At 72.5% G+C, this 17217-nt stretch carries 19 protein-coding genes; 13 read left to right on the forward strand and 6 right to left on the reverse strand.

Annotation, left to right across the window (positions count from 1 at the left end; genetic code table 11):
* Positions 1-481 precede the first annotated feature (481 nt).
* The 6 genes from ACP4IX_RS28685 to ACP4IX_RS28710 all read left to right on the forward strand — a co-directional run bounded on the left by ACP4IX_RS28685 (position 482) and on the right by ACP4IX_RS28710 (position 6379).
* The gene (locus tag ACP4IX_RS28685; protein WP_426557375.1) at positions 482-1318 is read left to right on the forward strand and encodes an ABC transporter ATP-binding protein; all 837 of its coding nucleotides are present in this window, start codon (positions 482-484) and stop codon (positions 1316-1318) included.
* Entirely contained in the window at positions 1315-2115 is an 801-nt protein-coding gene (locus tag ACP4IX_RS28690) for an ABC transporter ATP-binding protein (RefSeq protein ID WP_426518980.1), read from the forward strand. Before ACP4IX_RS28685 ends, ACP4IX_RS28690 begins: the two co-directional genes overlap by 4 nt.
* Positions 2112-3008 (forward strand): branched-chain amino acid ABC transporter permease, encoded by an 897-nt coding sequence (locus tag ACP4IX_RS28695; protein ID WP_426518978.1) that lies wholly within the window; start codon positions 2112-2114, stop codon positions 3006-3008. Before ACP4IX_RS28690 ends, ACP4IX_RS28695 begins: the two co-directional genes overlap by 4 nt.
* The gene (locus ACP4IX_RS28700) at positions 3001-4137 is read left to right on the forward strand and encodes a branched-chain amino acid ABC transporter permease (protein WP_426557377.1); all 1137 of its coding nucleotides are present in this window, start codon (positions 3001-3003) and stop codon (positions 4135-4137) included. The genes ACP4IX_RS28695 and ACP4IX_RS28700 overlap by 8 nt, the downstream gene beginning before the upstream one ends.
* On the forward strand, positions 4134-5414 hold the full coding sequence (locus tag ACP4IX_RS28705; protein ID WP_426518972.1) for an ABC transporter substrate-binding protein: 1281 nt from the start codon (positions 4134-4136) through the stop codon (positions 5412-5414). Before ACP4IX_RS28700 ends, ACP4IX_RS28705 begins: the two co-directional genes overlap by 4 nt.
* A gap of 146 nt (positions 5415-5560) precedes the next feature.
* Positions 5561-6379 carry an SAM-dependent methyltransferase gene (locus tag ACP4IX_RS28710; RefSeq protein WP_426518970.1) on the forward strand — a complete coding sequence of 273 codons (819 nt, stop codon included), beginning with the start codon at positions 5561-5563 and terminating at the stop codon, positions 6377-6379.
* Between the two features lie 71 nt (positions 6380-6450).
* On the opposite strand, the gene ACP4IX_RS28715 is transcribed toward ACP4IX_RS28710, so the two are convergent.
* Both ACP4IX_RS28715 and ACP4IX_RS28720 read right to left on the reverse strand, forming a co-directional pair.
* Positions 6451-7371: a helix-turn-helix domain-containing protein gene (locus ACP4IX_RS28715; protein WP_426557379.1), complete on the reverse strand. Its 921-nt coding sequence runs from the start codon at positions 7369-7371 to the stop codon at positions 6451-6453.
* A gap of 135 nt (positions 7372-7506) precedes the next feature.
* Positions 7507-7734 carry a DUF397 domain-containing protein gene (locus ACP4IX_RS28720; protein ID WP_426518966.1) on the reverse strand — a complete coding sequence of 76 codons (228 nt, stop codon included), beginning with the start codon at positions 7732-7734 and terminating at the stop codon, positions 7507-7509.
* A gap of 456 nt (positions 7735-8190) precedes the next feature.
* Between ACP4IX_RS28720 and ACP4IX_RS28725 the strand changes: the two genes are divergently transcribed.
* The 4 genes from ACP4IX_RS28725 to ACP4IX_RS28740 all read left to right on the forward strand — a co-directional run bounded on the left by ACP4IX_RS28725 (position 8191) and on the right by ACP4IX_RS28740 (position 11735).
* Entirely contained in the window at positions 8191-8481 is a 291-nt protein-coding gene (locus tag ACP4IX_RS28725; protein WP_426557381.1) for an ATP-binding protein, read from the forward strand.
* Between the two features lie 28 nt (positions 8482-8509).
* Positions 8510-9058 carry a hypothetical protein gene (locus tag ACP4IX_RS28730; RefSeq protein WP_426557382.1) on the forward strand — a complete coding sequence of 183 codons (549 nt, stop codon included), beginning with the start codon at positions 8510-8512 and terminating at the stop codon, positions 9056-9058.
* Between the two features lie 318 nt (positions 9059-9376).
* Positions 9377-11146 carry an ABC transporter ATP-binding protein gene (locus ACP4IX_RS28735; RefSeq protein WP_426557384.1) on the forward strand — a complete coding sequence of 590 codons (1770 nt, stop codon included), beginning with the start codon at positions 9377-9379 and terminating at the stop codon, positions 11144-11146.
* A gap of 325 nt (positions 11147-11471) precedes the next feature.
* On the forward strand, positions 11472-11735 hold the full coding sequence (locus ACP4IX_RS28740; RefSeq protein ID WP_426518958.1) for a DUF5133 domain-containing protein: 264 nt from the start codon (positions 11472-11474) through the stop codon (positions 11733-11735).
* A 66-nt stretch (positions 11736-11801) separates the two neighbouring features.
* Here ACP4IX_RS28740 and ACP4IX_RS28745 read toward each other — a convergent pair whose 3' ends face one another.
* On the reverse strand, positions 11802-12770 hold the full coding sequence (locus ACP4IX_RS28745; RefSeq protein WP_426557386.1) for a GlxA family transcriptional regulator: 969 nt from the start codon (positions 12768-12770) through the stop codon (positions 11802-11804).
* Between the two features lie 204 nt (positions 12771-12974).
* Between ACP4IX_RS28745 and ACP4IX_RS28750 the strand changes: the two genes are divergently transcribed.
* Both ACP4IX_RS28750 and ACP4IX_RS28755 read left to right on the forward strand, forming a co-directional pair.
* Positions 12975-13460, forward strand: coding sequence for a hypothetical protein (locus tag ACP4IX_RS28750; RefSeq protein WP_426518954.1), 486 nt, complete (start codon positions 12975-12977; stop codon positions 13458-13460).
* A 108-nt stretch (positions 13461-13568) separates the two neighbouring features.
* Positions 13569-13784, forward strand: a complete 216-nt coding sequence (locus tag ACP4IX_RS28755; RefSeq protein WP_210958264.1) for a hypothetical protein — start codon at positions 13569-13571, stop codon at positions 13782-13784.
* Positions 13785-13811: 27 nt separating this feature from the next.
* Here ACP4IX_RS28755 and tgmB read toward each other — a convergent pair whose 3' ends face one another.
* From tgmB to ACP4IX_RS28770, 3 genes are all read right to left on the reverse strand, one after another.
* Positions 13812-14798 (reverse strand): ATP-grasp ribosomal peptide maturase, encoded by a 987-nt coding sequence (gene tgmB / locus ACP4IX_RS28760; RefSeq protein ID WP_426518951.1) that lies wholly within the window; start codon positions 14796-14798, stop codon positions 13812-13814.
* A gap of 16 nt (positions 14799-14814) precedes the next feature.
* On the reverse strand, positions 14815-15006 hold the full coding sequence (tgmA, locus tag ACP4IX_RS28765; RefSeq protein WP_426518949.1) for a putative ATP-grasp-modified RiPP: 192 nt from the start codon (positions 15004-15006) through the stop codon (positions 14815-14817).
* A 119-nt stretch (positions 15007-15125) separates the two neighbouring features.
* Positions 15126-15449: a YkvA family protein gene (locus tag ACP4IX_RS28770; RefSeq protein WP_426518947.1), complete on the reverse strand. Its 324-nt coding sequence runs from the start codon at positions 15447-15449 to the stop codon at positions 15126-15128.
* 207 nt (positions 15450-15656) lie between these two features.
* Between ACP4IX_RS28770 and ACP4IX_RS28775 the strand changes: the two genes are divergently transcribed.
* Positions 15657-17156 (forward strand): hypothetical protein, encoded by a 1500-nt coding sequence (locus ACP4IX_RS28775; RefSeq protein WP_426557388.1) that lies wholly within the window; start codon positions 15657-15659, stop codon positions 17154-17156.
* Positions 17157-17217: the final 61 nt, after the last annotated feature.

Here is a 17217-nt window from a genome sequence, read left to right on the forward strand (position 1 = left end):
CGGTCCCGGCGCCCGCCGGGCTCCGGCCCGGCAATGTACGCACCCCGAGCCGACGCAGCCCGCGTGCCGGGAGGGCCGGCGCGGGGCAAGGGGCGTCCGGTGCGGACTGCCGGGGCGACTCGGCTTCGGTTCCCCCGGCGCGCGGGCAGGGGGCGGTGCCGCGGCAGGCCCTGGCCCTCTCGCGCTCGCACGTGCGTGATGGCGCCGCCTGCCGCCTGCCGCCTGCCGCCTGCCGCCTGCCGCCTGCCGCCTGCCGTGTGCGGTCTGCCGCCTGCCGGGGGACTGTGCGCGCCTCGGTGATCGTACGGTCCTCGGCGGGCCGGGGCGCCCGGTCTGGGCGTCCGCACAGAGTCTCCGGTCCGGGACTGGGACGCCGCAGCGACCCTGGCCGCGGCTCTGTACCGCCACCGGTGCGCGTGCTGTCGTGAGCTCCCCCTTTCCCGTCACCGTGCCGGCCTCGGCACGGTCCGAAGGAGCCGTGATGCCCGCAGCACCACCGGACGGCGAGCCCGCGCTGCACGTCGAGAGCCTCGACGTGACGTACGGGCGCGCACTGTCCGCTCTCCGTTCCGTGTCCCTGACCGTCCCGCACGGCGGCGTGGTAGCGCTGCTCGGTGCCAACGGCGCCGGCAAGACGACGCTGCTGCGGGCCGTGTCGGGCACACTGCGCCTGCACCGCGGCGCGATCACGGCCGGCCGCGTCCGCTACGGCGACACGGTCCTCGACGGCCGGGACCCGGTCGCCGCCGTACGCGCCGGAGTCGTGCAGGTACCCGAGGGCAGGCGGGTGTTCGCCGGACTCACCGTCGACGAGAACCTGCGGGCCGGCGGGCTGGGTCTCAACCGGCGCGCCCCGGCGCAGGTCCGCGAGGCCCGGGAGCGGGTCTTCACCCTCTTCCCGCGGCTCGCCGAGCGCACGCGCCAGGCCGCCGGCCTGCTGTCCGGCGGCGAGCAGCAGATGCTGGCCATCGGCCGAGCCCTGATGGCCGCACCCCGCCTGCTCCTCCTCGACGAACCCTCCCTCGGCCTCGCCCCGCTGATGGTGGACCGCATCGCCGAGGTCGTCCGAGAGATCAACACCCAGGGCACCGCCGTACTGCTCGTCGAGCAGAACGCCGGCATGGCGTTGTCCCTCGCGGAACACGCCCACGTCCTGGAGGTCGGCGAGGTCCGGCTGTCCGGGCCCGCCGGTGAACTCGCGCGCACGGACGCCGTACGCCGCCTCTACCTGGGCGACACCACCGACACCACCGACACCACCGAGACCACCGAGACCACCGAGACCACCGAGACCACCGAAGGCAAGGGGGCCGCGTGACCACCCGTACCGCGGCGCCGCCCGCGCTCGAGGTCCGCGACGTGACCGTGCGCTTCGCCGGCCTCGTCGCCCTCGACGACGTCTCCTTCACGGTCGCCCCGGGCACCGTGCACGCCGTCATCGGCCCCAACGGCGCGGGCAAGTCGACCTGCTTCAACGTCCTGTCGGGGCTGTACCGGCCCACCGCCGGCACGGTACGGCTCGGCGACGCCGAGCTCACCCGGCTCGCCCCGCACAGGATCGCCGCCCTCGGGGTGGCCCGCACCTTCCAGAACATCGTCACCACCCAGGGCACCGTCGCCGACAACCTGATGCTCGGCCGCCACGCCCTGTCCCGCGCCGGCTTCGCGGCCAGCGCCCTGCGTCTGCCGCGCGCCGTGCGCGAGCAGCGCGACCATCTCGCCAAGGCCCGTGAGATCGCCGAACTCACCGGCCTGGGACCCCACTTCGACGCACCCGTCGCCCTGCTGTCCTACGGCGACCGCAAGCGGGTCGAACTCGCCCGCGCCCTCTGTCTGGAGCCCCGTGTACTGCTGCTCGACGAACCCGTGGCCGGCATGAACGCCGCCGAACGCACCCGCATGACCGAGGTCGTCCGGGAGATCCGGGCCGAACTCGGCCTGTCCGTCGTGCTGGTCGAGCACGACATGGGCCTGGTCATGAGGCTCGCCGACGAGGTCACCGTCCTCGACTTCGGCAAGGCCATCGCCCACGGCACCCCCGGCGAGGTCCGCCGCGACCCCGAGGTGCTGCGCGCCTATCTCGGCACCGGTGCCACCGGGGAGGACGCGGCATGACCGGCTTCCTCGACAACCTCCTCAACGGCCTCGCGCTCGGCTCGGTCTACGCCCTGATCGCGCTCGGCTTCGTCACCATCTTCAAGGCGTCCGGAGTCCTGAGCTTCGCCCACGGCTCGCTCCTGCTGCTCGGCGGCTACCTCGTCGCCGTCCTCCACGACGACATCGGATTCGCCGGGGCGCTGGCCGTCGCGGTCCTCGTGACGGCGGCCGTGGCCGGGGTGCTGGACCGGCTGGTGCTGCAGCGCGTCGGAACCGACCCGCAGGCCGCCCACGTCCAGACCATCGTCACCATCGGCATCGACATCGTCCTGGTGACCGACCTGGCCCGGCGCATCGGCGGCGATCTGCTGCCGCTCGGCGACCCCTGGGGCAACTCGGTGACCGACCTGGGCCCGGTGACCGTCGCCGACAGCCGCATCGCCGCGATCCTGGTGTCCGCCCTGGCCATCGGCGGCGCCTTCGCCCTCTTCCGGTTCACGCCCTGGGGCCTGTCGCTGCGCGCGGCGGCCGAGGACGGCGAGGCCGCCGCCCTCATGGGCGTACGGCTGACCCGCGTACGCACCGTCGCCTGGTGCCTGGCCGGCGGACTCGCCGCGCTCGCCGCGGTCTTCCTGGTCGCCTTCCCCGCGCCGGGACTGGAGCGCACCACCGGGCAGATAGCCCTGAAGGCCTTCCCGGCCGCCATCCTCGGCGGCATGGCCTCCCCGGTCGGCGCCCTGGTCGGCAGCATGCTGATCGGCCTCACCGAGGCCTTCGTCGCCGGCTACCAGTCCGATCTGCACGTCCTCGGCGAGGGATTCGGCGACGTCGCCCCGTACGCCGTGATGGTGCTGGTCCTCCTGGTACGCCCCACCGGACTGTTCGCGGCGAAGGGAGCGGCCCGTGTCTGACCTGCGCCCGGTCCTCGTGAAGCGCGGCGGGCTCCTGCTGCCCGCCCTCCTCCTGTGCGCCCTGCCCTTCTACCTGGACGCCTTCTGGCTGCGCATCGGCCTGTTCTCCATGGCCGCGGCCATCGGAGCCGTCGGGCTCGGACTGCTCAGCGGCACCGCCGGGCAACTCTCCCTCGGCCACGCCTTCTTCCTCGCCGTCGGCGCCTACGGCTACGTATGGCTGGCGGGCGAGAACGGACCGGGGCTGCCGCCCGCCGTCGCGCTCGTCCTCGCCGTGCTGCTCGCCGGGGCCGCGGGCGGACTGTTCAGCCCCGTCGCCGGCCGGGTGAAGGGCATCTACCTGGGCGTGGCCACCCTCGCCCTGGTCTTCCTCGGCCACCACGTCCTGCTCACCGCGGACTCCGTCACCGGCGGTTTCAACGGCAGTTCGGTGCCGCCTCTGGAGCTCGGCGGATTCACCTTCGCCGAGTCCGACCCGGAACTCACCGTCCTGGGCGTGCCGTTCGGCGCCGAGGAACGGCTCTGGTACCTGGGCCTGGCCCTGTTCGCGCTCACCTGGTTCACCGCGCGCGGACTGCTGCGCGGACGCCCCGGACGGGCCCTGGTGGCGCTGCGCGACAGCGAGACCGCGGCGTCCGTGATGGGCGTGCACGTGGCGAAGTACCGCTCGGCGGCGTTCGTCGTCTCCTCGATGTACGCGGGCCTCGCCGGCGTCCTGCTCGCGCTCTCCTTCCGCCGCGTGGTACCCGACTACTTCTCCCTCCTCCTCTCCGTCGACTACCTCGCCATGATCGTCATCGGCGGCCTCGGCTCCGTGGCCGGCGCCACCGCCGGCGCCGTCTTCGTCACCGCGCTGCCCCTGCTGATGACGCGCTACGCCGACCAGTTGCCGCTGGTGGCGGCCCCGGGCTCCGGCGACGGCTCCATCGGCCCGACCGAGGCCTCCCGCTACCTGTACGGCGCGGCGATCGTCGTGATCCTGCTCTACGCCCCCGACGGTCTGCACGGGCTGGCCCGCCGCACCCGCGCCCGTCTGCGCCGCAAACCACCCGTCACCGGCCCGCCCGACGCCTCAGCCACGCCCCGGACCCCCGACAGCACCGTACGAGCCAAGGAGCACACCCCGTGAACGTCACGCACACCAGGCCCCGCACCATCCGGACCGCCGCCCTGGCCGCGGCACTGGCCGCCGTGCTGCTCGCGGGCACCGCCTGCAGCACCAAGGGGGACGGCGGGAGCACCGACGACGGCGCCGACGGCGTCAAGGCCGGTCCCGGAGTCAGCGACGAGGCCATCAAGCTCGGCGCGCTGACCGACCTCACCGGCCCCTACGCCACCCTCGGCAAGTCCATCGTGCAGGCCCAGCAGATGTGGGCCGACGAGACCAACGCCGCGGGCGGCATCTGCGGGCGCAAGGTCGAGATCGTCGTCAAGGACCACGGATACGACGTGCAGAAGGCGGTCACCGCCTACGCCGACATCTCCCCGGACGTCGTCGCCCTGCCCCAGGTCATCGGCTCACCGGTGGTCGCGGCCCTGCTCGACGACATCCAGCGGGACAGCATGCTGACCTTCCCGCAGGCCTGGGCCGCCTCCCTGCTCGGCATGGACGCCGTCCAGGTCCTCGGTACCACCTACGACCTCGACATGATCGCCGCCGTCGACTTCCTCACCCGCACCAAGAAGATCGCCAAGGGCGACACGATCGGCCACGTGTACTTCGAGGGCGACTACGGCGCCAACGCGCTGGAGGGCTCGGAGTGGGCCGCCGAGCAGGCGGGGATCAAGGTGGCCGGTCAGAAGATCAAGGCCACGGACACCGATCTGACCGCGCAGGTGTCGGCGCTCAGCAAGGCCGGGGTGAAGGCGGTCCTGATCAGCGCGGGCCCCGCCCAGACCGCCTCCCTCGCCGGCGTGGCCGCCGCCCGGGGCCTGACGGTGCCGATCGTCAGCAGCGCACCCGGCTACTCCCCGCAGCTGATGAAGACTCCCGCGGCACCGGCGCTGGAAGCCATGGTCCACGTGGTCAGCGCCGCACCGGCGGTCAGCTCCGACCTGCCGGGCGTCAAGAAGATGGTCGCCTCCTACGGCAAGAAGTACCCGGGTCAGCCGGTCGACTCCGGCGTGCTCTCCGGGTACAACGCCGCCCAGCTCATGGGAGCCGACCTCAAGAAGGCCTGCGAGGGCGGCAGTCTCACCCGCGAAGCCGTGGTGAAGGCGCACCGCTCGCAGAAGAACGCCGACACCGGCCTCGGCACGCCGCAGAACTTCACCTACGTGACCGAGCCGGCCAGCCGGTCCACCTACGTGCTGAAGCCCGACGCCGAGGCCGTGGGCGGCCTGGTCGGAGTGGAGGAGGCCCACCAGGCCCCCGGCGCCGACGCGTACCTGGCCGCCCGCGGCTGACCGACCCGAGCGGCCGTCAAGTCCCGTGTCACACCGCCCTCTTGACGGCCGCTCCGTCCGACCGCTGGTTTCCCTGAAGACCAGGTCCCTAGGATGTACTCTCTGTCATGCCGGTGCAGTTGGCGCGGTACGGAGCTGGGGGAACGATGCAAGCCGACAAGCAGTTGTCCAAGGAGATCGACGCCAACGTGCCCACGGCCGCGCGCATGTACGACTACTACCTGGGTGGCAAGGACAACTACGCGGCCGACCGGGCGGCGGTCGGGGAGCTCGACAAGGTCGTCCCCAGTACCCGGCGGCTCGCGCTGAACAACCGGCGCTTCCTGCACCGGGTGGTGAGGACCCTGGCGGAGGACTACGGAATCCGCCAGTTCCTGGACCACGGCTCCGGCCTGCCCACCCAGGACAACGTGCACCAGGTCGCGCAGCGCGTCGCTCCCGACTCCCGCGTCGTCTACATAGACAACGATCCGATGGTGCTGGTCCACGGTCGGGCGCTGCTGGACCAGAACGACCGGACCGCCGTCATCCACGCCGACATGCGTGCGACGGAGGAGATCCTCTCCCACCCGGACACCCAGCGACTGATCGACTTCTCGCAGCCGGTGGCCGTGCTGTTCAACTCGGTCTTCCACTGCATCCCTGACAGCGACACCGACGGTCCGCCGGCGGTCGTCCGCCGCGTGACCGAGCGGCTGGTGCCCGGGAGCTACGCGGTGATGTGCCAGCTGGTCAGCGAGAACGACGAGGTGCGGAAGTACGTCACGGACTTCATGAACCAGGTGACGCAGGGGAACTGGGGCCGGGTGCGCGAGCCGAAGGACGTCGAGGCCCTCTTCGAAGGCATGGACATCATGGATCCCGGCCTGGTGGAGGTCTCCACCTGGCGTCCGGACAGTGAGGTGGTTCCGCGTCAGCTCACCGACGAGTGGATCGAGTTCGGCGGCCTGGGCCGCATCCGCTAGCGGCGTGCACGCCGACGGATGGACCGGGGCAGGCGTGAGGCGCGCGGCCCCGCTCTGACGGCGCCGTTCCGCTACTTCGCGGGGTAGCGCTGCTCCATCGTCTCGCGCAGCATCTCCAGTGACTCGCGCGGAGTCAGCGCCTCGTCCGCCAGGCGGTCCAGCGCGACCCGGTACTCCTCGGTCTCGTCGCGGTCCTCGAGGAAGTTGGCGCTCTTGATGTGTTCCAGATAGACCACGTCGGGCAGCTCGATGCCGCCGAAGCGAAGATAGGTGACGGGTATCGCGGGTGCGGACGCGTTCGTCACGTCCAGCGGCACGATCTGCAGCGTCACATGGGGTTGTCCGGCCATCTCGACGAGATGCGCGAGCTGTTCCCGCATGACCTCGCGGCTGCTCAGCACACGGAGCAGTACGGACTCGTCGATGATCGCCCAGAGCTGCGGGGCATCGCCGCGGTGCAGCAACTCGGCGCGCCGCATGCGCAGTTCGACCCGGCGCTGGACCTCGCCCGCCGACGCGTTCGGCAGGCCCCGCTGGACCACGGCCCGGGTGTAGGCCGCCGTCTGGAGCAGGCCGGGGACGTACTGGATCTCGAAGGTCCGGATGGTCGCCGCGGCCTCCTGCAGGCCGACCAGACGGTCGAACCACTCGGGCATCAGACGTTTGTCGTACCGCTGCCACCAGCCCGGTTCACCGGCGCGCTGCAGCAGTTTGACCAGTACCGAGGCCTCGTAGGCGTCGGTGCCGTACCGCTCCAGCAGCGCACGGACGTCGGCCTCCGCCGGGGGCCTGCGGCCCTTTCCCGACTCGATGCGGGAAAGCTTCGCCGCGCTGAACGCCAGGTCGCGTGCCGCCTGTTCCTGGGAGAGCCCGGCATCCTCACGGAAGCCCGCCAGCTGAACACCGATGAGCATCTTCAGCAGAGTCGGAGCCGGCTCGGCCCGGTCCAGATAGGGTTCGAGGCGGGACAGGCGATGCGATGCGGCGGACATCCTGGCTCCCAGCAGAGCGGCAGACTTGAGAAACCACACTATCTCATCGCCTCGGTGGCCGCCGCGTCTGCGGTCGAAGAACGGGTGGTCGGCCTCGGTCGCGACGGCCGACGCTCCTCGGTGACCACTGCCGCCTCAGAGCAGGTGGTCGAACTCGCCCTCCTTCGCCCCGGCGAGGAAGGCGGCCACCTCGGCGGAGGTGTAGACGAGCGCGGGGCCGTCGGGATCACGGGAGTTGCGCATCGCGATGCCTCCGTCCACGAGGGCGACCTCTATGCAGTTGCCCTCGGCGTTGCTGTGCCGGCTCTTCGTCCAAGAGGCGTTCAGCGAGCTGGCCTGCACTCCGTTGCGCACTGGTGGCACCGCGGTCTCCTTGCCGTGCGGGGGAGTCGGGTCGGGTTCTGTCGGTCCCGGCGCGCTCCCGTCCGATTTCTTTCGTGCAATTTCTCGTGCAATTGCACGCGAGCGCTGTCAGCGTGGATAATAGCCGTGGCGTCAACCCCTTGGTCGGCGGCCTGTTCTGACGTCACATCAGGGAGATGTCGTGTCGTCACCTGCGCATCCAACACTCCGGCCGTCCGGCGAACCCGCGTCACGGGCAGGCGTGGCGAGCCGGTTCGCGAAGCTTCCGGGTACGGCGCGATCGGCCGCCGGTCGGGACGGGGGGCGGTTCCCCGCCGCGCGTGGGAAGTGCTGCGCGCCGGGCGGCGAGGCCCGCTTCGGTGGGGCCTCGTGCCGTGTCCCGGGGGCGAGCTGTCCGCCCGGACCCGCCCGCAGGACACGCGGGGCGGCCGGTCTTTCGGCCGGTACGCCGTCCCCGTGCTCACCCGGATCGCCCCCGACGCCGGGGCGCACACCTGGCCGCCGGTGATGCCCGGCGCCCCTGAGGCCGGGGCCGGACTCGCTCCGGACGCCGTCCGCCTGACGCCGGCCGTCTCCGATCTCGGCGGCAACGCGCCCGTGTTCACCCCGTCCGGCGGCTCCGCGCCCCAGGAGCACGGACGCGGCCCGCGCCGCGTCGACGCCCTCGCGGAGACACGGGGACCGACCCCCGGGCCCCCGGCGTCCAGGACGCTCCGGGGCAAGTCGCCGACCCGTCCCCTCACCTGACCCGACTGCCGCGGAAGGGCCCCACACCATGCGCAGCGCTCCGACACCCGAGCCGAGCACCCAGCGCGCCGACCGTCCCGCTCAGCCGCCCGTCTCGTCCCGGCCCGCCGCGCCCCTGGCGGGGCTGGACGGCGTGCCCTGGAGCGAGATCCAGGACTCCAGCGGCTCGGCCGCGGCCATCCCCCGGCTGCTGCGCAAGGTCGCCTCGGGCGACGCGGAAACCGCCGGCGCAGCCCTCGGCGATCTGCGGAAACGCATCTGCCAGTACGGCTTCGTCGTCGAACAGGCGACCGCCGCCACCGTTCCCTTCCTGTGGGAACTGGCGCAGCGGCCCCAGGTGAGCTGCCGGGCACAGATCATCCAGCTGCTCAAGAACATCGCGGACGCCCGGCAGTGGGAGACCACCGCCACCGTCTACCCCAAACTGCTCAACCACCGGGAGAACCCCGTGGCATGGGAGCGCGCCGCACGGCAGGCCGTCCGTGCCCGGCGCGGTGAGCTGGGCCGGCTGCTGGCCGAGGACGACAGCGAGATCACGCGGGCCACGACCGAACTGGCCCGCACGCTCGGAGACTGAATCCGGCACGGCGGACCGAGATCCGCACACTCGGAGACCGGGACCCGCGCCCTCCACGGGGGAGAAGGCGCGGGTCTCCTTCCGACGTACCGCGACGTGCCGGCGTAGCGACGCTCGACGCCTTGCGACCTACCGGCTGGACGCATTGACGCCTTGTGACGTTCCGGCTTGACGCATCGACGGTCTGCCACGTACCGACGCATCGACGTACCGCGGCGTACCGGCCTGCGGGACGGTGTGGCGTACTCCTTGCCGAAGAGGTAGGAAAGCGCGGGGAGAAAGCGCTTGCCCCACTCGGTCACCAGGAGGACCACGTCGATGGCGTCGCCGCCCGAAAAACCGCTCGACCACCGCTACCGGGGCGAACACCCCATACGCACGCTCGTCTACCTGTTCCGCGCAGACCGTCGCCGCCTGGCCGGGGCGGTCGCCGTCTTCACCGTCAAGCACAGCCCCGTCTGGCTGCTGCCCCTCATCACCGCGTCCATCATCGACACCGTCGTCCAGCACGGTCCGATCGGCAACCTGTGGGCCAGTACCGGGATCATCATGTTCATCCTGGTGGTCAACTACCCGCTGCACGTGCTGTACGTCCGCCTCCTGTACGGCAGCGTGCGCCGCATGGGCACCGCTCTGCGCTCCGCACTGTGCACGCGCATGCAGCAGCTCTCCATCGGCTACCACTCGCGCGTCAGCGCCGGCGTCCTGCAGGCCAAGGTCGTGCGGGACGTGGAGACGGTGGAGCAGATGGTCCAGCAGACCGCCGAGACGGGGCTCGGCGCGTTCACCGTACTCACCGGCGGTCTCGTCATCATCGCCGTGCGCACACCGGAGTTCCTGCCCGTCTTCCTCGTCGTCGTCCCCGCCGCCTCCCTCCTGGTGGCCCGGCTCCGCGCCCGGCTGCGCACCCACAACGAACACTTCCGCCACGAGGTGGAAGCCCTGTCCTCCCGGGTCACGGAGATGACCCGGCTCATCCCGGTCACCCGCGCCCACGGCCTGGAGGGCAAGGCGCTGCGCCGCATGGACGGCACCCTGGACCGCCTGCTGACCTCCGGCAACCGCCTGGACCTGGTCAACGGCCGCTTCGGCTCCCTGGCCTGGGTCGTGCTCAACGTGGTCGGCGTGCTGGTCCTCGCGGGCGCCGCGCTGATCTCGTACTACGACGTGTGGGGAGTCACGGCGGGTGACGTCGTCATGCTCAGTGCCTTCCTGACCACCCTCACCAACTCCACGACAACGTTGGCAGGGCTGGCCCCGGTCATCACGAAGGGGCTGGAGTCCGTCCGTTCGGTCGGCGAGGTGCTGCAGGCTCCCGAGCTGGAGGACAACGAGGGCAAGGCCGAGCTCACCTCGCTGCGCGGAGCCGTCACCTTCGAGGGCGTCGGACACGTCTACGAGAGCGACGGGCGGCCCGCGGTCAGCGACTTCACGCTCGCGGTCCGGCCCGGCGAGACCGTCGCGCTGGTGGGCGCGTCCGGGGCGGGCAAGTCCACCGTGCTCAACCTGGTCATCGGCTTCCTGCGCCCGACCTCGGGCCGGCTGCTGCTCGACGGCACCGACATGAACACCCTCGACCTGCGCACCTACCGGCGCTTCGTCTCGGTGGTGCCGCAGGAGTCCATCCTCTTCGACGGCACGATCCGGGAGAACGTCGCCTACGGCATGGACGACGCCGACGAGGAGACGGTGCGTGCGGCACTGCGCGACGCCAACGCCCTGGAGTTCGTCGACCGGCTGCCGCAGGGCCTCGACACCCTGGTCGGCGAGCACGGCGCACGGCTCTCCGGTGGCCAGCGCCAGCGCCTGGCCATCGCCCGGGCCCTGATACGGGACCCCAAGGTGCTCATCCTCGACGAGGCCACCTCGGCGCTGGACACCCGCTCGGAGGCGCTCGTCCAGCAGGCACTGGCCCGGCTGCTGCGCGGACGCACCACGTTCGTCGTGGCGCACCGGCTGTCCACCGTGCGGGGCGCGGACCGGATCGTGGTGATGGGCGACGGCCGGATCGAGGAGACCGGCACCCACGAGGAACTCCTGAGCCGGGGAGGGGCGTACACGGCACTGCACAGCGGCCAGGTCGCCTGACGGGCGCATCGGCGCCCCGGCGGCCCCGCGTCCCGGCGGCCTCGCGTCCCGGCGGCCTCGAAGCCCCGCGGCTCGCGGCCCGGCGCCCCGGCGGTCAGGTGGTCCGGCGGTCCGCGCCCCGGGCATCAGGCCCCGGCCGGTGCCGTGCCGGCAGCCCGGGCGGTGAGGTCCGCCGGCCGGGCCCGCCGCCTCCTCGCCCGAGGGAAGCCCTTCCGACCGGACAGGAGACGACGAAATTCCGTCAATTGCGAGCAAGGGTGCGCACGGTGTGAATGCTTCGGGCAGGTTCGGGCATACGCAGCGAAACTCGAGAGAGGGGCGCTTCGTGCTCGAACCGGACCCGAAGGTCGTCAGGACGTTGCTGACGCGGTACGCGTCACTGCGGATCGCTCAGGCGGAGGGGGAGAGGCCGGCGGCGGCGCGCGAGCTGGCGGACGTCAGCTACACGCTGTGCGTGATGATGGCGACGACCAGCATCCACGACGCGGTGGCCAAGGCGGACGCGCTGCTGCTCGCCAAGGGACGGACGCCGGGCGCCGTCCGCACGGCGGACCCGGACGGGGAGAGCGGTTTGTCGCTGGCCGTGTGACACCGCGTACGCGGGCCTGCCTCGAGGACCGGGCCGACGGCTCCGGGCCGATCCGCGAGGCGGGCCCTACGCGTGGCCCGCCGGAGCGGCCGGCTTCCCGTGGAACGACGCGCGATAGGCGTTCGGAGTGGTGCCGACCACCCGGCGGAACCGCTCCCGGAAGGCGGTGGGAGAGCCGAACCCCGCCTGCCGCGCGATCCGTTCGATCGGGTGGTCGCTGTTCTCCAGCAGGTACTGGGCGCGCCGCACCCGTGCCCGCAGCAGCCACTGCAGCGGTGTGGTGCCCGTCTGTTCGCGGAACCGGCGGCTGAAGGTGCGCTCGCTCATGCCCGAACGCGCCGCCATCGCCCCGAGGGTGACCTCCTCGGCCAGGTTGTCCTCGATCCACTCCAGCAGGGGTTCCAGGTCCGAGCCCCGCGGCACGGGCGGGTGCTCGTGCACGATGAACTGGGCCTGCCCGCCCTCCCGTTCCAGCGGTACGACGCACATCCGGGCGGCATGCGCGGCGACGGCCGACCCCAGGTCCCGGCGGATCATGTGCAGGCACATGTCCAGGCCGGCGGCGGCGCCCGCCGAGGTGAGGATCTGTCCGTTGTCGACGTAGAGCACGTCCGGCTGCACCTGAACGCGTGGGTAGCGGCGGGCCAGTTCCGGTGCGGCGATCCAGTGGGTGGTGGCCCGCAGCCCGTCCAGCAGCCCTGCCTCCGCGAGGACGAAGGCGCCCACGCACACGGAAGCGATCCGCGTGCCGGCACCGGCCGCCCGCCGCAGCGCCTCGAGAACGCGGTCCGAGGGCGGGCCGTGCTCCTCCGAGCGGCCCGGCACGATGATCGTATCGGCGGACTCCAGTGCCTCCAGGCCCCGGTCGATACGGAGGGCGAGCCCGTCCGTGCGCACCTCGGGCGACTCCGCGCACAGGCGGACCTGGTACGGGCTGCGCCCGTCGGGCAGCCGCGTCCAGTCGAACGTCTGCATGGGCGCCGCCATGTCGAACGGCACCACGTCGTCGAGGACCAGGATCACCACCGCGTGCATGGCCGCCACGATAGGCCGGTTCCCGCCGGGCGCAGAACCCCCGGTACAGCCCTTGTCCCGCCTCGTTCCGCCGGACACCTCCTGGTGAGGGCGTTGGCGGGAATCCGTTGGAAGCTGTCGTTTCAGCCGCTGTGCGATCATCCGGCCGCTTCCTAACGTGGCTCCCATCGCATCGCCCGCCACTGCCTTCCGGAGCCCCGACCGATGACCAAGATCCTGCTGTCACTCCACGTCCTGGCCGCCATCATCGCCATCGGGCCCGTCACCGTCGCGGCCAGCATGTTCCCGCCGGCCGCCCGACGGGCGGTGGTGGCGCTGCCCGAGGGGGCCGGGGGCGGCATCGACGCGGGGGACGTGGGCACCGTCCGGCTGCTCCACCGCATCTGCCGGGTCTACGCCGGCCTCGGCATCGCGGTGCCGGTGCTCGGCCTCGCCACCGCGGCGGCGATGGGCGTCCTGGGGGACGCGTGGCTCGTCACGTCCATCGTCCTGACCGCGGCCGCCGCCGGCATCCTGGTCGCTCTCGTGCTGCCCCGCCAGGAGGAGCTCCTGGCGCAGCTGACCGACCGGCAGCCCCTCGAGCGCGCCCGTACGGCCCGGCTCGCCATGTTCACCGGCCTGTTCAACCTGCTGTGGGCCACCGTCACGGTCCTCATGATCGTCCGGCCCGGCTCCACGACCGGCGCGTGAGCGGCCGTCACCTCCTGGACCGAATGGACACGACCGGGTGGGCGGGCGCCTAGACTGCTCAGTCGCGCCTCCGTGCGGGGGCGGACGACACGAAAGGCACGTTGACGGGTGTTCCAGGATTCCCCCATCTACGACCGACTCGTCGCCGAACGCGGTGACGTTCCCGAGCAGGTGCGCCGGGACGCCGAGCGCGTGAGCAGGGAGCTGGAGGTTGTCATGCGCCCGTTGCGCTCACCCGGCCACCTGCCCGGCGCCGAACGGCAGCCTTCCCCGGGCGCCGGCTGGCAGCGCACCGCCCTGCTGCCCGGCCCGCGCCCGCACTGAGGGCGACGGCCGGGCGCGGTCCCGGCCTCACCCGACGGCCGTGGTGCCCGGGTCGCCCCCGACCACCGGGTCCTCGGCGCCGGGCCGGGCCAGCCACTCGGCGATGGTGCGGGCGATCGGCTGACCCGTGTCCACCTCGACGAAGCCGAACTGCCCCGACTGGTTGCACTCCAGGAACCACCAGGTGCCGTCGGCGTCCTCGGCGAAGTCGAGGGCACCGTAGGCCAGTCCCGCCGCGCGGAGGTAGGCGCGGACGGCCTCCGCGACGCGGGACGGCACCTCGGCGGGCCGCCACGGTTCGGGGGAGGACGCGAAGCGGACGTCCACGTCGTCGGCGTCCGGACCCGCGGGGACGGTCTTCCGCGCGGCCAGCAACTCGTCGCCGACGACGGTGAGACGGATGTCGGCGCGCTTGGCGACCCGGCGCTGCAGCAGCGTCGGGCCGTGGGCGACGGCGGAGAAGTCGGCCTCCGGGGAAACCCTGCTGGTCGGCACCGCCCGGGGCGGGTCCTGCGGATGCGCGCCCGAGACGGGCTTGACCACCAGATCCGGGTAACGCTCCGCGAACTCCCGCGCCGCCCGCGGAAACGTCGTGATCAGCGTGGCCGGCACGGGCAGCCCGCACTGCTGCGCGAGACGCAGCTGCCAGGGCTTGTACCGGGCCCGGTGCGCCGCGTCGGGCTGGTTCATCCAGCGCGCCCCGCAGCCGCGGAGCATGCCGTAGAGCGCCTGCCCGGACTCCTCGGTCAGCCAGGCGGAGGGCTCGGCGGCCCGCGTGGCCGCGTCGCCCGGCCGGCGCACCCAGACGGACCGCAGCCCGCCGATGCTCACCAGGCGGCCCCCCGAGGACAGGTGGCCCCGGAAGGCGCCGTGCACGAACTCGCCGGAGAGCGCGACGGTGTCGGTCAGGTCGGCCGGGTCCAGGCGGACCACCGGCACTCCCGACGCGTTCAGGTGCACGACCACCATGTCCGCGGTGACGTCTTCTTCACAGGTAAGGATCAACACAGTCATTGTCGACGGCCCGTGTTCAGTCGTCGAAGTGAGTCTTCGACCCCGCGGTGGAGGTCGTTGTCCCCAGTTCTCTCAGTAGCGCGTGGTCACAGGCGGCCACCCGCCCGTCAAGGAGCACGTTCAACTGCAGCCCGGAGTCGTAGACGTAGGGAGCCGTGGCTTCCAACTCCACTGCCGGCCGTGCGTAGTTGAGCGCGAACGGTTGCATCGTCTCTCCCTGGTCGGTGCTGCGCCGATCAGGCGAAGGTCCTCGTGCGCCGTCGCCTGGTCCGCCGACTTCCTTCGGCTTCCAGAGACTTATACGAATCGAACGGGTGAATGGTTTCCTTACGCAGCGTAGTCATGGGGCGGGCCGCTGCCCTTCCGCCCGTCCGCGGTGTTCCGGCGCCCGCCGAGAGAGCCGCGTGCCGAGCGCAGAGCGAGGAGCAGTACACCGACGTCGTCCAGGTAGACCGGATCGGGCACCAGGTCCGCCGGCAGCACCAAATAAAGGACGGCGCCCCAGAAGACCCACCGGGGGCCGGTGGGCAGACCGGCTCGTGCGAGGTCCCGCCGGGTGCGGACCAGCCGCACCAGAACGCCGACCGCCGTCGCGAGGACGACCGCCGCGAGCAACACCGCCGCGGTGATCACCACCGTCGTCGTATCCACCCGACCCTCCTTCACGACGCGCGGTACGCGCCTGTTCTCTCGGATGCCCGTTCGGCGCGGCGACAAGACGAGGACGGCGGGTCTCTCATCCCTGTGGCCCACTCCAGTGGCACGGTGCGGTGGACGTGCCTAGTAATGGTCAGCACAGAGCGCGAGTCGCATGTCGGGGACGCAGGGCGGCCGCACCCCCACCCACACGGAGAGATCATGACTACCGGCTCTTCATCACCCCGTTCGCCCGAGTACGCCATATCCGCCGTGGACCTGCCCACCGGGGAGACGACCACGGCCACCGGCGCGTACCCGGTGCACCCGCCGGGCGAGTCGCACCCGGTGCACCCGCCGGGCGAGTCGGCCGACGCCGAGGCTCCGGCCGTTCACTCCTCGGCCGCCCGTGCGCCCGCACCCCAGGAACCCGCCCACCGAGAACCCGCCCCTCAGGAACCCGTCCCCCAGGCCCCCACGGCACAGGCCCCCACGGCCCAGCCCTCCGCACCGCAGCCCCCCGCACCGCAGAAACCGCCGCCCGTCCCACAGGAGCCTTTCGGCCAGGAACCCTTCGGTCGGGAGCCCTCTGGCCAGGAGCCCTTCGCCGAGGAGCCTTTCGGTCAGGAACCCGCCGGGCCCGACGGAGCCGTGCGGGAGTACGGTGATCCCGTCGGCGACCTGGTCCGTGCCGCCGTGGCCGACCGGCCCCTGGAAGAGATCGTCGACCTGATCACGATGCTGGAGCAGTCCCCGCAGCACGCGCAGGCCACGATCGACACGCTCCGCGCGGTCGGCGTGAACCGGTCCGTGGAGGACGTCACCCGGCTGGTCGGCCTGCTGACCCGGCCGCCGCGTCACTCGAACAGCGCGGACGAGGCGATCCGGGCCGCGGCGGAGTGCCGCTCGGTGGAGGAGGTGACCCGGCTGATGGAACTGCTGCACCGCACCCCCCTGGAACCGCACTGCGGGCACGAGGCCGTACGGGCCGCCGCCACCGGCCGGCCCGTCGAGGAACTGGTCGAGCTGATCGGCCGGCTGGCCGAGGACGGACGGGTACGCCCGGACAGTCCCGGCGCCCGGCAACTGCGGGCGGCCCTGGACGGGATCGGCGAGGACGACGGACCCGAGCCCGACACCCGCCCGGCGGGACTGGCCGGCGCGTTCGCCGTGGCCAACCGCGGTCGCGGACGTCGCAGGACACCGCGCCCGGCCCGCAGGACACCGGGCCGGGGACGGGTCCGGGACGAGGATCACCCCCCGCACGACCACGACCGTACGGCGCGCCGGTCCGCCCGGGGCGCGGCCTGGCCGGTCCGGCTGACCGTCGCGGTCCTGGCCGGGTGCGGCGTGGCCTACTTCCCGCTGCACCAGAGCGGCGCCTCCGTCCGCGTCTACGGGGCCGCCCTCTGCCTGTCGGCGCTCTGCCTGGCGCTGGCCCTGCTGCTGACCGTGCGGCCCGCCGTACCGCTGCTCGCCGCGGCGGTCGTGGGACCTGCGGCGCTGGCCGTGGCCAAGCTCTACGGCAGCGCGACACCGTCGGCGCGCGTGTCCCGGGCCATGGACCTCACGTTGGCGCCCACCTGGATCGCCGTCGCGGTCGCCGTGCTGACGTCGCTGACCGCGCTCATGGCCCTGCGCGCACGAGTGGCCTCGCAGGCGCCCGCCAAGCCCTGGCCGGCCCACCCGACGGCCGGAGCGAGCGGCGCTGTGGTGGACTGACCGCCGGGCGTCCTCCGCACGCCACGTGGCCGGCACCGGACATCCGGCGCCGGCCGCGTGC

It is taken from the genome of Streptomyces sp. WG5, assembly GCF_049974565.1.
Taxonomy (GTDB): domain Bacteria; phylum Actinomycetota; class Actinomycetes; order Streptomycetales; family Streptomycetaceae; genus Streptomyces.

Coding starts and splice junctions, on each gene's coding strand:
- ACP4IX_RS28715 (WP_426557379.1), bottom strand. CDS start 7,371: ATGTCCGCCGCATCGCATCGCCTGTCCCGCCTCGAACCCTATCTGGAC.
- tgmB (WP_426518951.1), bottom strand. CDS start 14,798: ATGACTGTGTTGATCCTTACCTGTGAAGAAGACGTCACCGCGGACATG.
- ACP4IX_RS28685 (WP_426557375.1), top strand. CDS start 482: ATGCCCGCAGCACCACCGGACGGCGAGCCCGCGCTGCACGTCGAGAGC.
- ACP4IX_RS28695 (WP_426518978.1), top strand. CDS start 2,112: ATGACCGGCTTCCTCGACAACCTCCTCAACGGCCTCGCGCTCGGCTCG.
- ACP4IX_RS28710 (WP_426518970.1), top strand. CDS start 5,561: ATGCAAGCCGACAAGCAGTTGTCCAAGGAGATCGACGCCAACGTGCCC.
- ACP4IX_RS28730 (WP_426557382.1), top strand. CDS start 8,510: ATGCGCAGCGCTCCGACACCCGAGCCGAGCACCCAGCGCGCCGACCGT.
- ACP4IX_RS28745 (WP_426557386.1), bottom strand. CDS start 12,770: ATGCACGCGGTGGTGATCCTGGTCCTCGACGACGTGGTGCCGTTCGAC.
- tgmA (WP_426518949.1), bottom strand. CDS start 15,006: ATGCAACCGTTCGCGCTCAACTACGCACGGCCGGCAGTGGAGTTGGAA.
- ACP4IX_RS28775 (WP_426557388.1), top strand. CDS start 15,657: ATGACTACCGGCTCTTCATCACCCCGTTCGCCCGAGTACGCCATATCC.
- ACP4IX_RS28750 (WP_426518954.1), top strand. CDS start 12,975: ATGACCAAGATCCTGCTGTCACTCCACGTCCTGGCCGCCATCATCGCC.
- ACP4IX_RS28735 (WP_426557384.1), top strand. CDS start 9,377: ATGGCGTCGCCGCCCGAAAAACCGCTCGACCACCGCTACCGGGGCGAA.